This window comes from Cellulosimicrobium sp. MI9406 (assembly GCF_040595865.1).
Taxonomy (GTDB): domain Bacteria; phylum Actinomycetota; class Actinomycetes; order Actinomycetales; family Cellulomonadaceae; genus Cellulosimicrobium; species Cellulosimicrobium funkei.
Genome location: NZ_JALIZI010000008.1, coordinates 234,229 through 250,557 on the forward strand (window position 1 = coordinate 234,229; position 16,329 = coordinate 250,557).

General features: G+C 75.2%; 15 protein-coding genes and 1 rRNA gene. 7 read left to right on the top strand and 9 right to left on the bottom strand.

What is annotated here, in order from left to right; translation table 11 throughout:
* Positions 1–21: 21 nt before the first annotated feature.
* The 6 genes from folP to MT994_RS16255 all read right to left on the bottom strand — a co-directional run bounded on the left by folP (position 22) and on the right by MT994_RS16255 (position 6,645).
* Positions 22–855 carry a dihydropteroate synthase gene (gene folP / locus MT994_RS16230; protein WP_354807088.1) on the bottom strand — a complete coding sequence of 278 codons (834 nt, stop codon included), beginning with the start codon at positions 853–855 and terminating at the stop codon, positions 22–24.
* A gap of 64 nt (positions 856–919) precedes the next feature.
* Complete coding sequence (gene folE / locus MT994_RS16235; RefSeq protein WP_051028623.1) at positions 920–1,573, bottom strand: GTP cyclohydrolase I FolE; 654 nt, start codon at positions 1,571–1,573, stop codon at positions 920–922.
* On the bottom strand, positions 1,573–3,675 hold the full coding sequence (gene ftsH, locus MT994_RS16240; protein ID WP_021479811.1) for an ATP-dependent zinc metalloprotease FtsH: 2,103 nt from the start codon (positions 3,673–3,675) through the stop codon (positions 1,573–1,575). The genes folE and ftsH overlap by 1 nt, the downstream gene beginning before the upstream one ends.
* Positions 3,676–3,853: 178 nt before the next feature.
* Positions 3,854–4,408, bottom strand: a complete 555-nt coding sequence (gene hpt / locus MT994_RS16245; RefSeq protein ID WP_021479810.1) for a hypoxanthine phosphoribosyltransferase — start codon at positions 4,406–4,408, stop codon at positions 3,854–3,856.
* A gap of 5 nt (positions 4,409–4,413) precedes the next feature.
* On the bottom strand, positions 4,414–5,514 hold the full coding sequence (tilS, locus tag MT994_RS16250; RefSeq protein ID WP_354807072.1) for a tRNA lysidine(34) synthetase TilS: 1,101 nt from the start codon (positions 5,512–5,514) through the stop codon (positions 4,414–4,416).
* A 3-nt stretch (positions 5,515–5,517) separates the two neighbouring features.
* Entirely contained in the window at positions 5,518–6,645 is a 1,128-nt protein-coding gene (locus MT994_RS16255) for a zinc-dependent metalloprotease (protein ID WP_255434479.1), read from the bottom strand.
* An 85-nt stretch (positions 6,646–6,730) separates the two neighbouring features.
* On the opposite strand from MT994_RS16255, the gene vapB reads away from it, so the two are divergent.
* Complete coding sequence (gene vapB / locus MT994_RS16260) at positions 6,731–6,964, top strand: type II toxin-antitoxin system VapB family antitoxin (protein ID WP_021482085.1); 234 nt, start codon at positions 6,731–6,733, stop codon at positions 6,962–6,964.
* Positions 6,961–7,383: a type II toxin-antitoxin system VapC family toxin gene (locus MT994_RS16265; protein WP_021482084.1), complete on the top strand. Its 423-nt coding sequence runs from the start codon at positions 6,961–6,963 to the stop codon at positions 7,381–7,383. Before vapB ends, MT994_RS16265 begins: the two co-directional genes overlap by 4 nt.
* A 33-nt stretch (positions 7,384–7,416) precedes the next feature.
* Here the strand turns inward: MT994_RS16265 and dacB are convergent, their stop codons facing one another.
* Positions 7,417–8,829, bottom strand: a complete 1,413-nt coding sequence (dacB, locus tag MT994_RS16270) for a D-alanyl-D-alanine carboxypeptidase/D-alanyl-D-alanine-endopeptidase (protein ID WP_354807074.1) — start codon at positions 8,827–8,829, stop codon at positions 7,417–7,419.
* Positions 8,830–9,089: 260 nt separating this feature from the next.
* Between dacB and MT994_RS16275 the strand changes: the two genes are divergently transcribed.
* Positions 9,090–9,593 (top strand): inorganic diphosphatase, encoded by a 504-nt coding sequence (locus MT994_RS16275; protein ID WP_034655165.1) that lies wholly within the window; start codon positions 9,090–9,092, stop codon positions 9,591–9,593.
* A 69-nt stretch (positions 9,594–9,662) separates the two neighbouring features.
* Here the strand turns inward: MT994_RS16275 and MT994_RS16280 are convergent, their stop codons facing one another.
* Entirely contained in the window at positions 9,663–11,033 is a 1,371-nt protein-coding gene (locus MT994_RS16280) for a C40 family peptidase (protein ID WP_354807075.1), read from the bottom strand.
* Between the two features lie 345 nt (positions 11,034–11,378).
* Here MT994_RS16280 and MT994_RS16285 point away from each other — a divergent pair, with 345 nt between their 5' ends.
* From MT994_RS16285 to MT994_RS16300, 4 genes are all read left to right on the top strand, one after another.
* Positions 11,379–12,716 carry a bifunctional o-acetylhomoserine/o-acetylserine sulfhydrylase gene (locus tag MT994_RS16285; protein ID WP_194521214.1) on the top strand — a complete coding sequence of 446 codons (1,338 nt, stop codon included), beginning with the start codon at positions 11,379–11,381 and terminating at the stop codon, positions 12,714–12,716.
* Between the two features lie 22 nt (positions 12,717–12,738).
* Positions 12,739–14,055, top strand: a complete 1,317-nt coding sequence (locus MT994_RS16290; protein WP_354807076.1) for a homoserine O-acetyltransferase — start codon at positions 12,739–12,741, stop codon at positions 14,053–14,055.
* Between the two features lie 84 nt (positions 14,056–14,139).
* A complete protein-coding gene (locus MT994_RS16295; RefSeq protein ID WP_144723011.1) occupies positions 14,140–15,099 on the top strand; it encodes a zinc-binding dehydrogenase in 960 nt (319 codons plus the stop codon).
* Complete coding sequence (locus MT994_RS16300) at positions 15,096–16,067, top strand: alpha/beta hydrolase (RefSeq protein WP_194521216.1); 972 nt, start codon at positions 15,096–15,098, stop codon at positions 16,065–16,067. Before MT994_RS16295 ends, MT994_RS16300 begins: the two co-directional genes overlap by 4 nt.
* A gap of 155 nt (positions 16,068–16,222) precedes the next feature.
* On the opposite strand, the gene rrf is transcribed toward MT994_RS16300, so the two are convergent.
* Positions 16,223–16,329 (bottom strand): 5S ribosomal RNA (gene rrf / locus MT994_RS16305); the annotation flags it as partial.

Here is a 16,329-nt window from a genome sequence, read left to right on the forward strand (position 1 = left end):
GGCCCTCGGTCGGTCCGCCGGCTACACCGCGCCGCCGTCCGCGGGACGCACGACCTCGTCGCGGGCCCGGCCCCAGGCGGCGGCGACCCGCACGGCATCGGCGGACGCCCGGACCGCGTGGACCCGCACGCACCACGCGCCCGACGCCGCGGCGAGGGTCGTGACCGCGGCGGTCGCGTCGTCGCGCAGGAGCGGCGGGACGGGCCGCCCGTCGGAGCGCGCGAGGAGGTGCCCGAGGAACCGCTTGCGGGACGCGCCCACGAGGACAGGCAGGCCCAGGGCCTCGAGCTCGCGCAGGCGCGCGAGCAGCGGCCAGTTCGACGACCCGGCCTTCGAGAAGCCGAGACCCGGGTCGAGCACGACCTGCTCGCGCCGTACGCCCGCCGCGAGGAGCACGTCCACGCGCGCGGCCAGCTCGTCGCGCACGTCCGTGACGACGTCGTCGTAGTCCTCGAGGTCGTCCATGACGTCCGCGTGCCCGCGCCAGTGCATGCAGACGTAAGCGACGCCCGTGCGCGCGACGACGTCGGCCATCGCCGGGTCGGCGAGACCGCCGGAGACGTCGTTGACGAGCCGGGCGCCCGCCGCGACCGCGCGCTCCGCGACGACCGCGCGCGTCGTGTCGACGCTGACGACCGCCCCCTCGGCCGCGAGCGCGGAGATCACGGGGAGCACGCGCGCGAGCTCCGCCTCGACGGGCACCCGGCCCGCCCCGGGGCGGGTCGACTCCCCGCCGACGTCGAGGATGTCCGCACCCTCGCCCAGCAGCTCGCGCCCGTGGGCGATCGCGGCGTCCGGCTCGAACCACTCGCCGCCGTCGGAGAACGAGTCGGGCGTGACGTTGACGACGCCCATGACGAGCGTGCGTCCGACGTCCGCGAGCTCCTCGAGCCCCGCGACCACGAACCGGTCCACGGGCCTAGCGCCCCAGGATGAGGCTCATCGCCTCGGCCCGCGTCGCGCCGTCGCGCATCTGGCCCCGCACCGCCGACGTGACGGTGCGCGCGCCGGGCTTGCGCACGCCGCGCATCGACATGCACAGGTGCTCGCACTCGACGACGACGATCGCACCGCGCGGCTTGAGGTGCTCCACGAGCGCGTCCGCGACCTGCGACGTGAGCCGCTCCTGCACCTGCGGGCGGCGCGCGTACACCTCGACGAGGCGCGCGAGCTTCGACAGGCCCGTGATGCGGCCGTCCACGTTGGGGATGTACCCGACGTGCGCGACGCCGTGGAAGGGCACGAGGTGGTGCTCGCACGTCGAGTACACCTCGATGTCCTTGACGAGCACCATCTCCTCGTGGCCGAGGTCGAAGGTCGTCGTCAGGACGTCCGCGGCCTCCTGGCGCAGGCCCGCGAAGATCTCGCGGTACGCGCGCGCCACGCGGGCCGGCGTCTCGCGCAGCCCCTCGCGGTCCGGGTCCTCGCCGACGGCGAGCAGCAGCTCGCGGACGGCGGCCTCCGCGCGGTCCTGGTCGTACGGCGGGACGTCCGCGGGGGCGCGCAGGCCCTCCGCCGACCGGGCCGGGGTGATCGCGCCCGCGCCCGCCGAGGCGCCCGTGGGGGTGCCCATCAGTCCTGCCCCGGCTCGCGCACGTCCGTGACGTCCGTGGTCGTGTCGCGGCCGAGCGCGCGGTCGAGCGGGCTGTCCGCGGGCACCTCGCCGATGCGCTCCGGGGGGAGCTCGTCGTTCGCGGCCGCGGCCTCGTCCTGCGGGATCACGGGCGCGCCGTTCTGCGCCGCCTTCTCGGCGTCGGTGAGCACGGGCCCGCGCTGCGAGACGGCCCGCTGCTCGCTCGAGAGCCAGACGTCGCGCGGGGCGCGCTTCTCGACCGGGGAGAACACGCGCGCGAGCTCGGCCTGGTTCAGCGTCTCCTTCTCGAGGAGCTCGAGCACGAGGGCGTCGAGCACGTCGCGGTACTGCGTGAGCACCTCCCACGCCTCGTCGTGCGCGGCCTCGACGAGCTTGCGGACCTCGTGGTCCACCGTGCCCGCGACCGACTCCGAGTAGTCGCGCTGGTGGCCCATGTCGCGGCCGAGGAACGGCTCGCCCGAGCCGGAGCCGAGCTTGATCGCGCCGACGCGCTCGCTCATGCCGTACTCGGTGACCATCTTGCGCGCGATCGCGGTCGCCTTCTCGATGTCGTTCGAGGCGCCCGTCGTCGGGTCGTGGAACACGAGCTCCTCCGCGACGCGGCCGCCCATCGCGTACGCGAGCTGGTCGAGCAGCTCGTTGCGCGTCGTGGAGTACTTGTCCTCGGTCGGCATGACCATCGTGTACCCGAGGGCCCGGCCGCGCGGGAGGATCGTCACCTTCGTGACGGGGTCCGTGTAGCGCATGGCCGCCGCGACGAGGGCGTGGCCGCCCTCGTGGTACGCGGTGATCTTCTGCTCCTTGACGTTCATGACGCGCGTGCGCTTCTGCGGACCGGCGATCACGCGGTCGATCGCCTCGTCGAGCGCCCGGTCGTCGATGAGCTGCGCCCCGCTGCGGGCGGTGAGGAGCGCCGCCTCGTTGAGCACGTTCGCGAGGTCGGCACCGGTGAAGCCGGGCGTGCGACGCGCGACGGCCGCCAGGTCGATCTCCGGGACGATCGGCTTGCCCGCCGCGTGCACCCGCAGGATCGCCTCGCGACCCTTGAGGTCGGGCGCCTCGACCGCGATCTGGCGGTCGAAGCGGCCCGGGCGCAGGAGCGCCGGGTCGAGGATGTCGGGGCGGTTGGTCGCGGCGATGAGGATGACGTTCGTCTTGACGTCGAAGCCGTCCATCTCCACGAGGAGCTGGTTGAGCGTCTGCTCGCGCTCGTCGTGGCCGCCGCCCATGCCGGCGCCGCGGTGGCGGCCGACGGCGTCGATCTCGTCGACGAAGATGATCGCGGGCGAGTTCTCCTTGGCCTGGTTGAACAGGTCGCGGACGCGGCTCGCGCCGACGCCGACGAACATCTCGACGAAGTCCGAGCCGGAGATCGAGTAGAACGGCACGCCTGCCTCGCCGGCGACGGCGCGGGCGAGCAGCGTCTTGCCCGTGCCGGGAGGGCCGTAGAGCAGGACGCCCTTGGGGATCTTGGCGCCGACGGCCTGGAACTTCTCCGAGTCGGAGAGGAACTCCTTGATCTCGTGGAGCTCCTCGACCGCCTCGTCGGCGCCCGCGACGTCCGCGAACGTCACCTGCGGGGTGTCCTTCGAGACGAGCTTGGCGCGCGACTTGCCGAAGCCCATGACGCGCGAGCCGCCGCCCTGCATGCGCGACAGCAGGAACCAGAACAGCACGCCGATGATGAGGAACGGGATGAGCAGCCCGAGCAGCGAGGACCAGAACGAGGGTTGCGCGACCTCGGAGTTGTACCCGTCCTTCGGCTCCGCGGCGACGACGGCGTCGACGACCGCCTCGCCCTGCGGCTGGACGTAGTAGAACTCGACGTTCTTGCCCTTGTTCTCCTCGGTGTCCGTGCCCTTGTCGGCCACGTAGTCCTCGGACAGCGTGAGACGCACGCGCTGGTCGCCGTCTACGATGAGCGCCTGCTCGACCGTGTCGCCCGAGAGCAGCTCGAGGCCCGCGGACGTGTCGATGCGCTGGACCGTGGGGCGCGACAACGTCGCGAACGCGATCCACAGGATCACGAGGCCCAGGACGATCCAGACGATCGGCCCACTGAGAATCTTCTTGATGTTCATCGGCGACGGGGCGTGCGCCCCGGATCCCTCCGCTCGCGCAAGTGTTCGGGCTCGAAACTACACTCTGGACCTTGGCGCCTGCTGGGGATCTTCCCTCTGTTCGCCCAGGGCGTGGTCCGTACTTCCTGAGCAGCTCCCTGGGCGGTCCGGGCGGGCTCGTGGCCCGCCGCCGCCCGGCTCAGCTCGAGTAGACGTGCGGCGCGAGCGTCCCGACGAACGGCAGGTTGCGGTACTTCTCCGCGTAGTCGAGGCCATAACCGACGACGAACTCGTTGGGGATGTCGAAGCCGACGTAGCGCACGTCGACCTCGGTCTTCGCCGCGTCGGGCTTGCGGAGCATCGCCGCGATCTCGACCGACGCCGGGCCGCGCGAGCGGAGGTTCGACAGCAGCCACGAGAGCGTGAGGCCCGAGTCGATGATGTCCTCGACGATGAGCACGTTGCGGCCGGTGAGGTCGGCGTCGAGGTCCTTGAGGATGCGCACGACGCCCGACGACTTGGTGCCTGAGCCGTACGACGACACGGCCATCCAGTCCATCTCGACGTGGCTGTGCAGGCGGCGCGCCAGGTCCGCCATGACCATGACGGCGCCCTTGAGCACGCCGACGAGCAGGAGGTCCTTGCCCGCGTAGTCACGGTCGATCTGCGCGGCGATCTCGTCGAGCCGCGCACCGAGCTGGTCCTCGGTGAGCAGGATGTTCTCGAGGTCGCCTGCGACGTCCGATGCTTCCACGGGGGTCACTCCTGAGCTGGGGGGAGGGGGGAGGTGCCGGCCCGGCGCGTTGGCCCCGGGCCCAGGGAAAGCCTGCCACACGCGCGCGACGCCCTGCGGTCGCCCGGGAGGTGCACCGGGCCCTGGCCGCGCCACGCGGTGACGAGCGCGTCGAGCGCGTCGACGTGGACGGCGAACAGGTCGCTCCCCGGGCACCCCGCGCGCAGCGCCGCGGACCGCAGCGCACGACGCCGCAGCGCCGGGTGCGCGGCGGCGAGCGGGCCGACGTCGAGCACGACCGTCGGGCGGGAGGCCGCTCCCCCGCCGGGGCCGGGGTCCGCGCCGGGGCCGGGGTCCGCGCCGTGGGCGGGGTCCGCGCCGGGTGGGACGAGCGCCGCCGCGAGGAGGTCGGCCGCGAGCGCGTCGAGGAGGTCGGCGTCGTCGCGCAGGAGGTCGGCGCTGCGCGCGAGCGCGGGCACCGCGCCCGGGCCGAGCACGTCGACGAGCGCCGGCACGACCCGCGCGCGGACCTGCGAGCGCAGCGGCGCGCCCGTGTTCGTGGGGTCGTCCCACCAGTCGAGCCCGAGCGTGCGGCACACCGCCTCGGTCTGCGTGCGCAGCAGAGCGAGGAACGGGCGCCGGTACGCCCCGCGCCGCGGCGCCATGCCGGCGAGCGAGCGCGCCCCCGCCCCGCGGGCGAGGCCGAGCAGCACCGTCTCAGCCTGGTCGTCGAGCGTGTGGCCCAGGAGCACCGCGCCGGCGCCGTGGGCCGCCGCGACGTCGTCGAGCGCGGCGTACCGGGCCGTCCGGGCGTGGGCCTCCGGGCCGTCGCCCGCCGTCGGGACGACGACGCGGCGCACCTCCACCGGGTCGAGCCCCAGGCCGCGGCAGCGCTCGGCGGCGGCCGCCGCGACGGCGGCGCTGCCGTCCTGGAGCCCGTGGTCCACGACGACGGCGCCCGCCCGCAGCCCGAGGCGCGGCGCCACGAACGCCGTGGCGGCCGCGAGCGCCGTCGAGTCGGCGCCGCCGGAGCAGGCGACGAGCACCGTCGCCCCTGCGGGAAGGTCCGCGAGCGCGCCGCGCACGGCGTGGCGCGCGGCGGCGACGACCGGCGCCGGCCCGCCCACGGCTCAGCCGTGCACGCGGCGCACCCAGGCGCGCGCGTCGGCGATCTCACGGGCCGTGGGCAGGTTCTCCGGGGAGGCCCACACGGCGTTGAAGCCGTCGCGCCCGACGTCCTTCTCGACGGCGCGGACGAACGCCGCCCCGTCGCGGTACTGGGCGATCTTGGCGTCCATGCCGAGCAGGCGCCGCAGCACGACGTCGAGGCCGGAGCTGCCCTCGCCGTCGCGCCGCGCGTCGAACTTGCGCCGGATGCTGCGCACCGTGCGCACGGTGCGGGGCCCGACGGCGTCCATGGCGACATCCGCGTGGCCTTCCAGGAGCGCCATGACGGCCGTGACGTCGGCGAGCCGGTCCTGCTCCTCGGGCGTGAGGAGGCCGTCGAGGAGGGTCGTGCCCTCGCCGCGCACCGCGTGCAGGACGGCGCGCCCCACCGCGACGAGCTTGTCGCGCAGGCGGGCCTCGGCGAGGCGTCGCGACGACGCGGAGAGCTCGGTGAGGAGGTCGCCCGCGCGCGTGCGCAGGTGGTCCGCGAGCCACGGCGCCGCCGCGAACTGGAGGGCGTGCGTCTGCTCGTGCAGGCACACCCAGAGCCGGAAGTCGGCGGGCCGCAGGTCGAGCGCGCGCTCGACCTGGAGCACGTTGGGCGCGACGAGCACGAGCCGGCCGGGGCCTGCCCCTGCCGCTGCCTTCCCGCTGTACGGGTCGAACTGGCCGAGGACGCGGCTCGAGAGGACCGCGAGGACCGAGCCGACCTGCGCCGCGCCGACGAGGGCGGTCGCCTGCGGCACGCGCCCGCTCTCCCCCACGAGCGCCTCGGTGACGCCCGTGGTGAGCGACGCCATGATCTCGGTGTTGGCGCGCGCCCAGCGGGGCCGGTCCACGACGTGCACCGTGCCCAGCGTCTCCGGGGTCCCCGCGACGGGCGTCATGCGGGTCACGTCGAGCACGTGCGGGACGGCCTCCCCCGCCGCGGTGCGCAGCCCCTCGACGAGGTCGGCCAGCTCGGCGCGCGACGCCTGGGGCCCCGGGCGCGCGAGGCGCCCGGCGATCTGCGCGGCGGCGGACCAGTCGACGACCGACCGGTCGCCGCGCGACGGGCCGTGGGGTCGGCCGTCCTGCTCGACGAGAGTCACCGGCCCACGGTAACCCGCTCGCCCGGCCGACGGGTTCGAGGACGCCCGAAGGATATACTCTCGGGATATACGACGGGAGGTCGGCATGGTGCGCACGACGGTGTTCCGCAGCAACAGGACGCAGGCGGTCCGGCTGCCCAAGGCGGTCGCGCTGCCCGACGACGTCCGGGAGGTGGACGTCCGGGCCGTCGGCCGGTCACGGGTCATCACCCCGGCCGGCTCCGGGTGGGACGAGTGGTTCGAGCACGGCCTGCGCGTCGGTCCCGGCTTCCTCGCCGACCGCGACCAGGGCACCGCGGACGAGCGCGAGGCCCTGTGAGCACCCTCTATCTGCTGGACACGAACGTGCTCGTCGCCCTCCTCCGCGGGCACGGCGCGGCCGCGCGTCCGAGGCTGCGCGAGGCAGAGGGGCGCGTCGCCGTCTCGACCGTGAGCGAGATGGAGCTGGAGTACGGCGTGGAGCGCTCGCAGGACCCGGCCCGCAACCGGCAGGCGGTCGACGAGCTGCTGTCGCTCGTCGACGTGCTGCCCTTCGACAGCCTGGCGGCGATGCACGCCGGCAGGGTCCGCGCCGTCCTCGCGGCCCGCGGCACCCCTGTCGGCCCGTACGACGCGCTCCTCGCCGGGCACGCCCGGTCGCTCGGGCTCGTGCTGGTGACGAACAACGTGCGCGAGTTCTCCCGCGTGCCCGGCCTGGAGGTCGAGGACTGGCTGGCGGACGCGACGCACGGCCCCTGAACCGGGAGCCTCCCCCAGACGTGGCGCGGCCCGTCAGGCGCTGCAGCCGCACTCCGCGAGCGACGCGACGAAGTCGTCGAGGATCAGGCGCGCGCCGTAGGTGCCGCCGTCCGGGACGGCGTCGGCCATGAGGGAGAACACGAGGAGGCGGTCGTCCGCGGTGACGACCGTCCCGGCGAGCGACGTGACGTTCGGCAGGCTGCCGGTCTTCGCGCGCACGACGCCGCGGCCCGCGTTGGCGAGGTAGCGCTCGTCGAGCGTCCCGGACAGCCCCGCGACGGGCAGGCCCACCGCGCCGGGCCGCAGCCGCGGGTGCGCGGGGTCGGCCAGGAGGCCCACGACCTCGTCGAGCTGCGCGGGCGTGACGACGGATCCGTCGCCGAGCCCGGACAGGTCCGCGAGCGTCGCGCCCGTGAGGTCGACGCCGAGGCCCTCGACCGCCGCCCGCACGGCCTGGGTCGCGCCGGCACCCGAGCCGGGCAGGCCCGCGTCGAGCGCGACGACCCGGCCGACGACCTCGGTGATCGTGTTGTCCGAGTGCTGGAGCAGGTACGCGACGACGTCGCCGAGCGGGGCGGACTCCACCTCGCCCACCGTGCGACCCTCGCTCGGCGCCGGCGCTCGCACGACGTCCCCGGAGACGGTGACACCCTCCTGCGCGAGCGCGGCCACGAACGCGTCGGCCGCGGCGAGGGCCGGGTCCTCCGCGCGCGGCGCGTACTCCTCGTCGGTGAGGCGCGCGATGTTCACCGCGAGCGCCGCGACGGGCGCGACGTAGCCGTTGCGCACGCTGGCCGGGTCGACGGTCGGCGCGACCGCGGGCCCGGTGAACAGCGTGTCGTCGAGGCGCAGCGAGATCGTCGTGCGTCCCGTCAGCCGCAGCTCGCCCGCGACCTGCGCGGCCAGGTCGCCTAGTCCGGCCCGGCCGTTGACCGCCGTCGGGTCCCCGGCACCCGCCGCGAGCATCATGTCGCCCCCGCCCACGAGGTACACCGTCTCCTGCCCCTCGAGGACGGCACGGGTGGGCAGCGTGGTGTGCGCTCCCGGCGAGGAGAGCGCCGCCGCGGCGGTGAACGTCTTGAGGGTCGACGCCGGGACGTGCCCCACGCTCTCGCCGGCGGCGCCCAGTACGTCGCCGGTCGCCGCGTCGGTCACGAGGACGCCCACGCGCGGGCCGAGCCGCGTGTCCGCGACGAGCCCGTCCACGAGGGTCTGCACCGCGCCGGTCGCGGGGACGGGCGCCGCGTCGTCGAGCGCCGGCAGCTCCACCTCGAGCGGCGGGGCAGCGGCCGCGCCCGGCGCCTGCGGGAACGGCGGCGGCTCCGGGACGGGCGGCTCGAGCGTCAGCACGCCGGGGACGACGTCGTACGCGTCCGCCACGGCGTACCCGCCCGCGAGCGCGAGCACCACGCCGACGGCCACGCCCGTGCGCGTCGCCCAGCCCATACCTCTCCCTCGGTCCGCCCCGGTCACCGGGGCGCGTCGTCCGCCCGCCCGTCCCGACCGGTCGCCGGTCGTCAGACCCGCCCCCGGGGCCGCGGGCACGTGCGCATTATCACTCACGTCGTCGCCCGCACAGGGCCGTACGGACTCTTGTGGGCGGACGTCCCGTGTCACACTAGTTCCCGCACGACGGCGTCGTCCGTCGATCATCCGACACCAGCCACCGCCCGAGCGCCGCGGTGCCGGTACGACTGGAGGAAGCAGTGGAGTTCGACGTCACGATCGAGATCCCCAAGGGGCAGCGCAACAAGTACGAGGTGGACCACGCGACCGGTCGCATCCGCCTCGACCGCATGCTCTTCACCTCGACCCGCTACCCCGACGACTACGGGTTCATCGAGGGGACGCTCGGCGAGGACGGCGACCCGCTGGACGCCCTCGTGCTGCTCGAGGAGCCCACGTTCCCGGGCTGCCTGATCCGCTGCCGCGCGCTCGGCATGTTCCGCATGCGCGACGAGGCCGGCGGCGACGACAAGGTGCTGTGCGTCCCGACGGGCGACCAGCGTGCCGCGTGGCGCCAGGACATCGACGACGTGTCCGACTTCCACCGCCTGGAGATCCAGCACTTCTTCGAGGTCTACAAGGACCTCGAGCCCGGCAAGTCCGTCGAGGGCGCCCACTGGGTCGGCCGCGCCGACGCCGAGGCCGAGATCGAGCGCTCCCTGCAGCGCGCCATCGACTCCGGGTACCACACGCCGGGCCACTGACCGGCTCGTCCTCCCGTACGACGGCGGCCGCCCACCTCGCGAGGTGGGCGGCCGCCGTCGTGCGTCGGGCTACGGTCGGCCCGCGTACGGCATCGCGTCGGCCCAGCGCATCGCGACCTCGTGCACGGGGCTGCCGGGCTGCCGCGCCTCGATCATCATCCCGCCGCCGGTGTACATCGCGACGTGGCGGATGGTCGACGGGTTCGACGTGTCGTTGGCGTAGAAGATGAGGTCGCCCGGGCGGAGGCGGTCGTAGGAGATCTTCTGCACGCGCTGGTACTGCGAGCGCGACGTCCGGGTGATGTCGACGCCCGCGGCGGCCCACGCGCGGGATGTGAGGCCCGAGCAGTCGTAGCCCGGCCCGGTGCCGCCGAACACGTACGGCGCGCCGATCTTCGTGCGCGCCCACGCGACGGCGGCCTGGCCCTGGGCGCCGTTCCCCACGCCCGTGCCGGGCGGCGGCGTGACGACGGGCGGCGGGGCAGGAGTGGGCTGAGGCGCCGGGGCAGGCGCTGGGGCGGGAGCCGGCGCCGGGGCGGGAGCGGGGGCCGGAGCCGGTGCCGGGGCGGGAGCCGGGTTCTGCGGGGCCGGGACGGACGGAGCGGCGGGGGCGGACGGAGCGGCCGCCGGCGTCCCTGCGGACGGCGCGACCCGCTCCCGGGCCGCGCTCTCGCGCGCGCTCGCGGCCTGCGCGTCGAGCGCGTCCTGGCGCTCCCGCTCGATGTCGACGCTCGTGGCCCGCGCCTGCGCGAGCTCGGCGAGCAGCGTCTCCCGGCGTGCCGCCGACTCCTGCACGGCCTCGTCGAGCGCCCCGGAGGAGACCTGGGCGGCGACCAGCGCGTCGCGCGCGCGGTCCTCGACCTCGGCCTGGTGCGCGAGCGCCGCGTCCGCCCGCGCGCGGGCCGTGCCGGCGACGGCGCGCGCCGTCGCGTGCGTCTCGACTGCACGTCCGGCGGTGCGGCCCGCGACGCGCTCGGCGTTCTCGCGCGCGACGACCTGCTCGACGCCGTCCGCGTCCAGGACCGTCCGCAGGGCGTCGAGCTCGGTCGAGCCCTGGCGTGACGCGCGGAAGAGCGCACCGACGGAGGCCCGCGCGTCGGACTCGCCCGACCGGGCCGTCGCGAGCGCCGCCTGGGCGTCGCGCACCTCCGCGTCGGCGGCTTCGAGCTCGCCCTGCGCCGCGGCGTACTCCTCCGCCGCCGTCTCGACGGCCGCGACCGCGGACGCGTGCCGGTCGCGCAGCGCCGCGAGCTCGCGCTCGACCGTCGCCACGTCCCGTGACGCGCCGTCGGCGGCCTCGCGCGCGGCGCGCACGTCGTCGTCCGACGGCGCGGACGACGCGGTCGGAGCGAGGCCGACGCCGAGCGCGAGCACGAGCGCTCCGGCGGCCCCCGCCGCGGCGACGCGACGGCGCGGCGCGCTCCGGGTCACGCGGTTCATCAACTCCTCCTCGGCGTGTCTCGTTGACAGCACTCGGACGAGTCTGCCCGGAACGTCCGCTCCGCGCGATCCGAGCGGCCGGACCCTTCTCACAATGTGGTCTCGCATGGTGAGAAGGGCCTACCGGGTCGCCGACGACGCGCCTAGCCTCGGCCTCATGTCCCGTCGAATGTGTCGCTGACCCGAGCGCACGTTCGCCTGCCCGCGAGCCGTCGTCGACGACGCCCTCGCCGCGGCATCCCGTCCCGCGTGCGCCTCTCGCCGCGGTCGACGACCCCGTCCCCGCCGCACCCGCCCCGGTGCACCCGCACGCCGCCGTCCCACCTCACCCGCAGGAGAGCAACCATGAGCACCGACAACGCCCCCGCCTGGTCCTTCGAGACGCGCCAGGTCCACGCCGGCCAGACCGCCGACCCGACGACCGGCGCCCGCGCGCTCCCGATCTACCAGACCACGTCGTTCGTCTTCCCGGACGCCTCGGTCGCGGCCGACCGGTTCGCGCTCAAGGACCTCGGCCCGATCTACACGCGCATCGGCAACCCGACGCAGGAGGTCGTGGAGAACCGCATCGCCTCGCTCGAGGGCGGCGTCGGCGCGCTGCTCCTCGCGTCCGGGCAGGCCGCGACGACGTTCGCGATCCTCAACGTCGCCGAGGCGGGCGACCACGTCGTCGCCTCCCCGAGCCTGTACGGCGGCACCTACAACCTCCTGCAGTACTCGCTCGCCAAGCTCGGGGTCGAGACGACGTTCGTCGCCGACCCGCACGACCCGCAGGCCTGGCGCGACGCCGTGCGCCCGAACACGAAGCTGTTCTTCGGCGAGACGATCCCGAACCCGCAGGCCGACGTCCTCGACATCGAGGCCGTCGCGGCGGTCGCGCACGAGGTCGGCGTCCCGCTGATCGTCGACAACACGGTCGCCACGCCCTACCTGCTGCGCCCGCTCGAGCACGGGGCGGACGTCGTCGTGCACTCCGCGACGAAGTACCTCGGCGGCCACGGCTCCGCGATCGGCGGCGTGATCGTCGACGGCGGCACGTTCGACTACGCGGCGCACCCGGAGCGGTTCCCGAACTACAACACGCCCGACCCCTCGTACAACGGTCTCGTCTACGCGCGCGACCTCGGCGTGGGCGGCATCCTCGGTGCCAACCTCGCGTACGTGCTCAAGGCGCGCGTCCAGCTCCTGCGCGACCTGGGCTCGGCCATCTCGCCGTTCAACGCGTTCCTCATCGCGCAGGGCATCGAGACGCTGTCCCTGCGCGTCGAGCGCCACGTCGCCAACGCGCAGAAGGTCGCCGAGTGGCTCGAGGCGCGCGACGACGTCCGGACCGTCCACTACGCGGGCCTGCCCTCGAGCCCGTGGCACGCGAACGCGCAGAAGTACCTGCCGCGCGGCGCGGGCGCGGTCCTCGCGTTCGAGCTCGACGGCGGCAGCGACGCCGGGCAGGCGTTCGTCTCCGCGCTGCAGCTCCACTCGAACGTGGCGAACATCGGCGACGTCCGGTCGCTCGTCATCCACCCGGCGTCGACGACGCACGCCCAGCTCAGCCCCGAGGAGCAGGCGAAGTCCGGCGTGACGCCGGGCCTGGTCCGCCTCGCGGTGGGCATCGAGCACGTCGACGACATCCTCGCCGACCTCGAGCTCGGGTTCACCGCCGCCAAGTCGGCGCTGGGCTCCTGACCGGCCGACGACGGGCGCGACGATGACGGATCTGGACAGCCGGGGCGCCCTGGGCGCCCCGGCCGTACAGTGGCCGACGGTGACCCCGGTGAACGACGAGCTCCTCTCCCCCGCCCCCGACGCCCGCTCCGGCGCGCGGCCGGGCGACTCGTCGACGCACGGCGTGGCGCCGTCGCGCGCGCGGGTGAAGGCCCCGGTCCCGGCGACCGGAGCGTGGCGCGAGGGCGACCCGGCGGGCCGGCGACGCTTCGCCGACGTCGGCACGTTCGACCTCGAGTCCGGCGCCCGCCTGCCCGACGTCCGGGTCGCGTACGAGACGTGGGGCACGCTCGCGCCCGACGGCTCGAACGCCGTCCTCGTGCTGCACGCCCTCACCGGCGACTCGCACGTGAGCGGCCCCGCCGGCCCGGGGCACGCCACCGCGGGCTGGTGGGAGTCGCTCGTCGGGCCCGGCGCCCCGATCGACACCGACCGCTGGTTCGTCGTCGCGCCCAACGTGCTCGGCGGCTGCCAGGGCACCACGGGACCGGCCTCGACCGCGCCCGACGGCCGTCCCTGGGGCAGCCGGTTCCCGCGCGTCACGACGCGCGACCAGGTCGCGGTCGAGATCGAGCTCGCCCGGACGCTCGGCATCACGTCGTGGGCGTTCGTCGTCGGCGCCTCGATGGGCGGGCACCGCGTGCTGGAGTGGGCGCTGCTCGGGCCCGAGGCGGGGGTCGACGTCGTCTCGCTCGCCGCGATCGCGACCGCCGCCCAGACCACGGGCGACCAGATCGCCTGGGCCCACCCGCAGCTCGGCGCCGTCCGCGCGGACCCGGGCTTCCGCGGCGGCGACTACTACGACGCCGCGGACGGCGACGGCCCGCACGTCGGGCTCGGCATCGCCCGGCAGATCGCGCACGCCACCTACCGGTCCGCGCGCGAGCTCGACGACCGCTTCGGCCGGCTGCCGCAGGGCGGCGAGGACCCGTTCACCGACGGCCGCTACGCCGTGCAGTCCTACCTCGACCACCACGGGGACAAGCTCGCGCGGCGGTTCGACGCGAACTCGTACGTCGTGCTCACCGAGTCGATGCTCACGCACGACCTCGGGCGCGACCGCGGCGGCGTCGAGGCGGCGCTCGCGCAGATCACCGCGCACGCGCTCGTCGTCGCCGTCGACACCGACCGGCTGTTCCTCCCCGCCGACTGCGCGCGCATCGCCGCCGGCATCCCCGGCGCCGAGCCCCTGCGGACGCTCACGAGCGACTTCGGGCACGACGGCTTCCTCATCGAGTTCGACCAGCTCGGACCGATCGTCGCCGACTTCCTCGGCGAGCGGGCGCGCGTGCGCGACTGACCCGCTCGTCGTCGGGGCAGGTCCGGGGGGCTCCCCCGGGCGGGCCCCGTGGTCGGAGCACGGGCCGGACCGTAGGTTGGTCCCATGCTCGCCGCCTACGCCGACCGCACCGACCCCGACGACCCCCTGGCCGGCCTCGTCGTCGGGGACCGCCCCGAGCCCGCGTCCCGCGAGCACTGGACCACGGTCGACGTGCGCGCCGCGTCGCTCAACCACCACGACCTCTGGTCGCTGCGCGGCGTCGGGCTGCCCGCCGACCGCCTGCCCATGATCCTCGGGACCGACGCCGCCGGCGTCGCCCCCGACGGCTCCGAGGTCGTCGTGCACGCCGTCGTCGGCGCGGACGGGCACGGCGTCGGGCCCACCGAGCGTCGATCTCTGCTGTCCGAGCGGTACCCCGGCACCCTCGCGGAGCGCGTCGCCGTCCCGAGCCACAACCTCGTCCCCAAGCCGCCCGAGCTGACCTTCGTCGAGGCCGCGTGCGTCCCGACGGCGTGGCTCACCGCCTATCGCATGCTCTTCACCGCCGGTGGCGCCGCCCCCGGCGACCGTGTCCTCGTGCAGGGCGCGGGCGGCGGGGTCGCGACGGCGGCCGTCGCGCTCGGCGCCGCCGCGGGGCTCGAGACGTGGGTGACGTCCCGCTCCGCGGCGAAGCGGGCCGGAGCGGCCCGCCTCGGGGCGGCGGCGACGTTCGAGCCCGGCGCCCGCCTGCCCGCGCCCGTCGACGTCGTCGTCGAGACGGTCGGGCAGGCCACGTGGAGCCACTCACTGCGGTCCGTGCGGCCGGGCGGCACCGTCGTCGTGGCGGGGGCGACGAGCGGCGACGCGTCGCCCGCCGAGCTCACACGCGTCTTCTTCCACGAGATCCGCGTGCAGGGCGTGACCATGGGCTCGCGCGACGACCTCGCCGCGCTCCTGCGGTTCCTCGCGCGCAGCGAGGTGCGCCCCGTCGTCGACCAGGTGCTCCCCCTCGCCCGCGCCCGCGACGGCCTCGCGCGGCTCGCGGCCGGCGACCACTTCGGCAAGGTGGTGCTCACGCCGTGACGTCCCCGGCCTGGGCCCCCGACGTGCTCGGGGCAGGGTTCGAGCAGCGCACCGTCGAGCTGGAGCCCGACGACGAGGGCGACGTCGTCGTCACGGTCGTCCGGCACGTCCCGCCGACGGACGAGCCCGTGCGCCCCGCGCGCGCGGTGCTCTACCTGCACGGCTGGAGCGACTACTTCTTCCAGACCGAGCTCGCCCAGACCTGGCACGGCCTCGGCGCCGCGTTCTACGCCGTCGATCTGCGCAAGTACGGTCGCAGCCTGCGTCCGCACCAGACCCCCGGGTACGCGGACCACCTCGAAGAGTACGACGCCGACATCGCCGCCGCGCTGGACGTCGTGCGGGAGGACCTCGGAGCGCACGTCGCGATCATGCTCATGGGGCACTCGACCGGCGGTCTCGTCGCGGCGCTGTGGGCGCACCGGCACCCCGGCGTCGTGCGCGGCCTGGTGCTCAACAGCCCGTGGCTGGAGCTGCAGGGCTCGTCGGTGGCGCGGACCGTCTCCGGCCCCGCGATCCGCCAGCTCGCCCGCTTCCAGCCCCGTGCCCCGCTCCCCAACGTCGATCCCGGCTACTACGCCCGGACGCTCCGGGACCGCGAGGACGGCACGTGGACCATCGACGACGCGTGGCGTCCGGTCCCGTCGTTCCCCGTCCGCGCGGGATGGCTGCGCGCGATCATCTCGGGCCACGCGCGCGTCGCCGCCGGCCTGGCGATCGACTGCCCCGTGCTCGTGCTCCTCGCCGAGAGGTCGCTGTTCAGCACGCGGTGGACGGAGGAGATGCGCGCCGCCGACATCGTGCTCGACGTCGAGCCGCTCGCCCGCCGGGCCTCGCACCTGGGTCGCGTCGTCACCCTGGTCCGTATCCCCGGCGGCATGCACGACCTGTCGCTCTCGGCGCCGGAACCCCGGGCACGCTTCTTCGCAGAGATCGTCCGCTGGTCGGCCGGGTACGGCTGGTCCTGAGGACTCCTCGGCCGCTCTCGCGTCCCGGTGCGACCGTCCGTGGGGCCGACGACGGCCCCGGACGTGCCGGCCCCGGCGCGTCCGTCGCGTGGTGTGGGGGTATGCGGATATGCCGAAGGCCCACCCCGTGTGGGGTGGGCCTTCGGTGAAGGGTTGTCCGGCGGCGTCCTACTCTCCCACCCCGTCTCCAGGGCAGTACCATCGGCGCTGAAGGGCTTAGCTTCCGGGTTCGGTATGGGACCGGGCGTTTCCCCTTCGCTGT

What these genes read in the sequence shown, in the direction of transcription:
- MT994_RS16285 (WP_194521214.1), top strand. Translation starts at nt 11,379, where the DNA reads ATGAGCACCGACAACGCCCCCGCCTGGTCCTTCGAGACGCGCCAGGTC.
- ftsH (WP_021479811.1), bottom strand. Translation starts at nt 3,675, where the DNA reads ATGAACATCAAGAAGATTCTCAGTGGGCCGATCGTCTGGATCGTCCTG.
- MT994_RS16290 (WP_354807076.1), top strand. Translation starts at nt 12,739, where the DNA reads ATGACGGATCTGGACAGCCGGGGCGCCCTGGGCGCCCCGGCCGTACAG.
- folP (WP_354807088.1), bottom strand. Translation starts at nt 855, where the DNA reads ATGGGCGTCGTCAACGTCACGCCCGACTCGTTCTCCGACGGCGGCGAG.
- dacB (WP_354807074.1), bottom strand. Translation starts at nt 8,829, where the DNA reads ATGGGCTGGGCGACGCGCACGGGCGTGGCCGTCGGCGTGGTGCTCGCG.
- vapB (WP_021482085.1), top strand. Translation starts at nt 6,731, where the DNA reads ATGGTGCGCACGACGGTGTTCCGCAGCAACAGGACGCAGGCGGTCCGG.
- folE (WP_051028623.1), bottom strand. Translation starts at nt 1,573, where the DNA reads ATGGGCACCCCCACGGGCGCCTCGGCGGGCGCGGGCGCGATCACCCCG.
- MT994_RS16280 (WP_354807075.1), bottom strand. Translation starts at nt 11,033, where the DNA reads ATGAACCGCGTGACCCGGAGCGCGCCGCGCCGTCGCGTCGCCGCGGCG.
- MT994_RS16295 (WP_144723011.1), top strand. Translation starts at nt 14,140, where the DNA reads ATGCTCGCCGCCTACGCCGACCGCACCGACCCCGACGACCCCCTGGCC.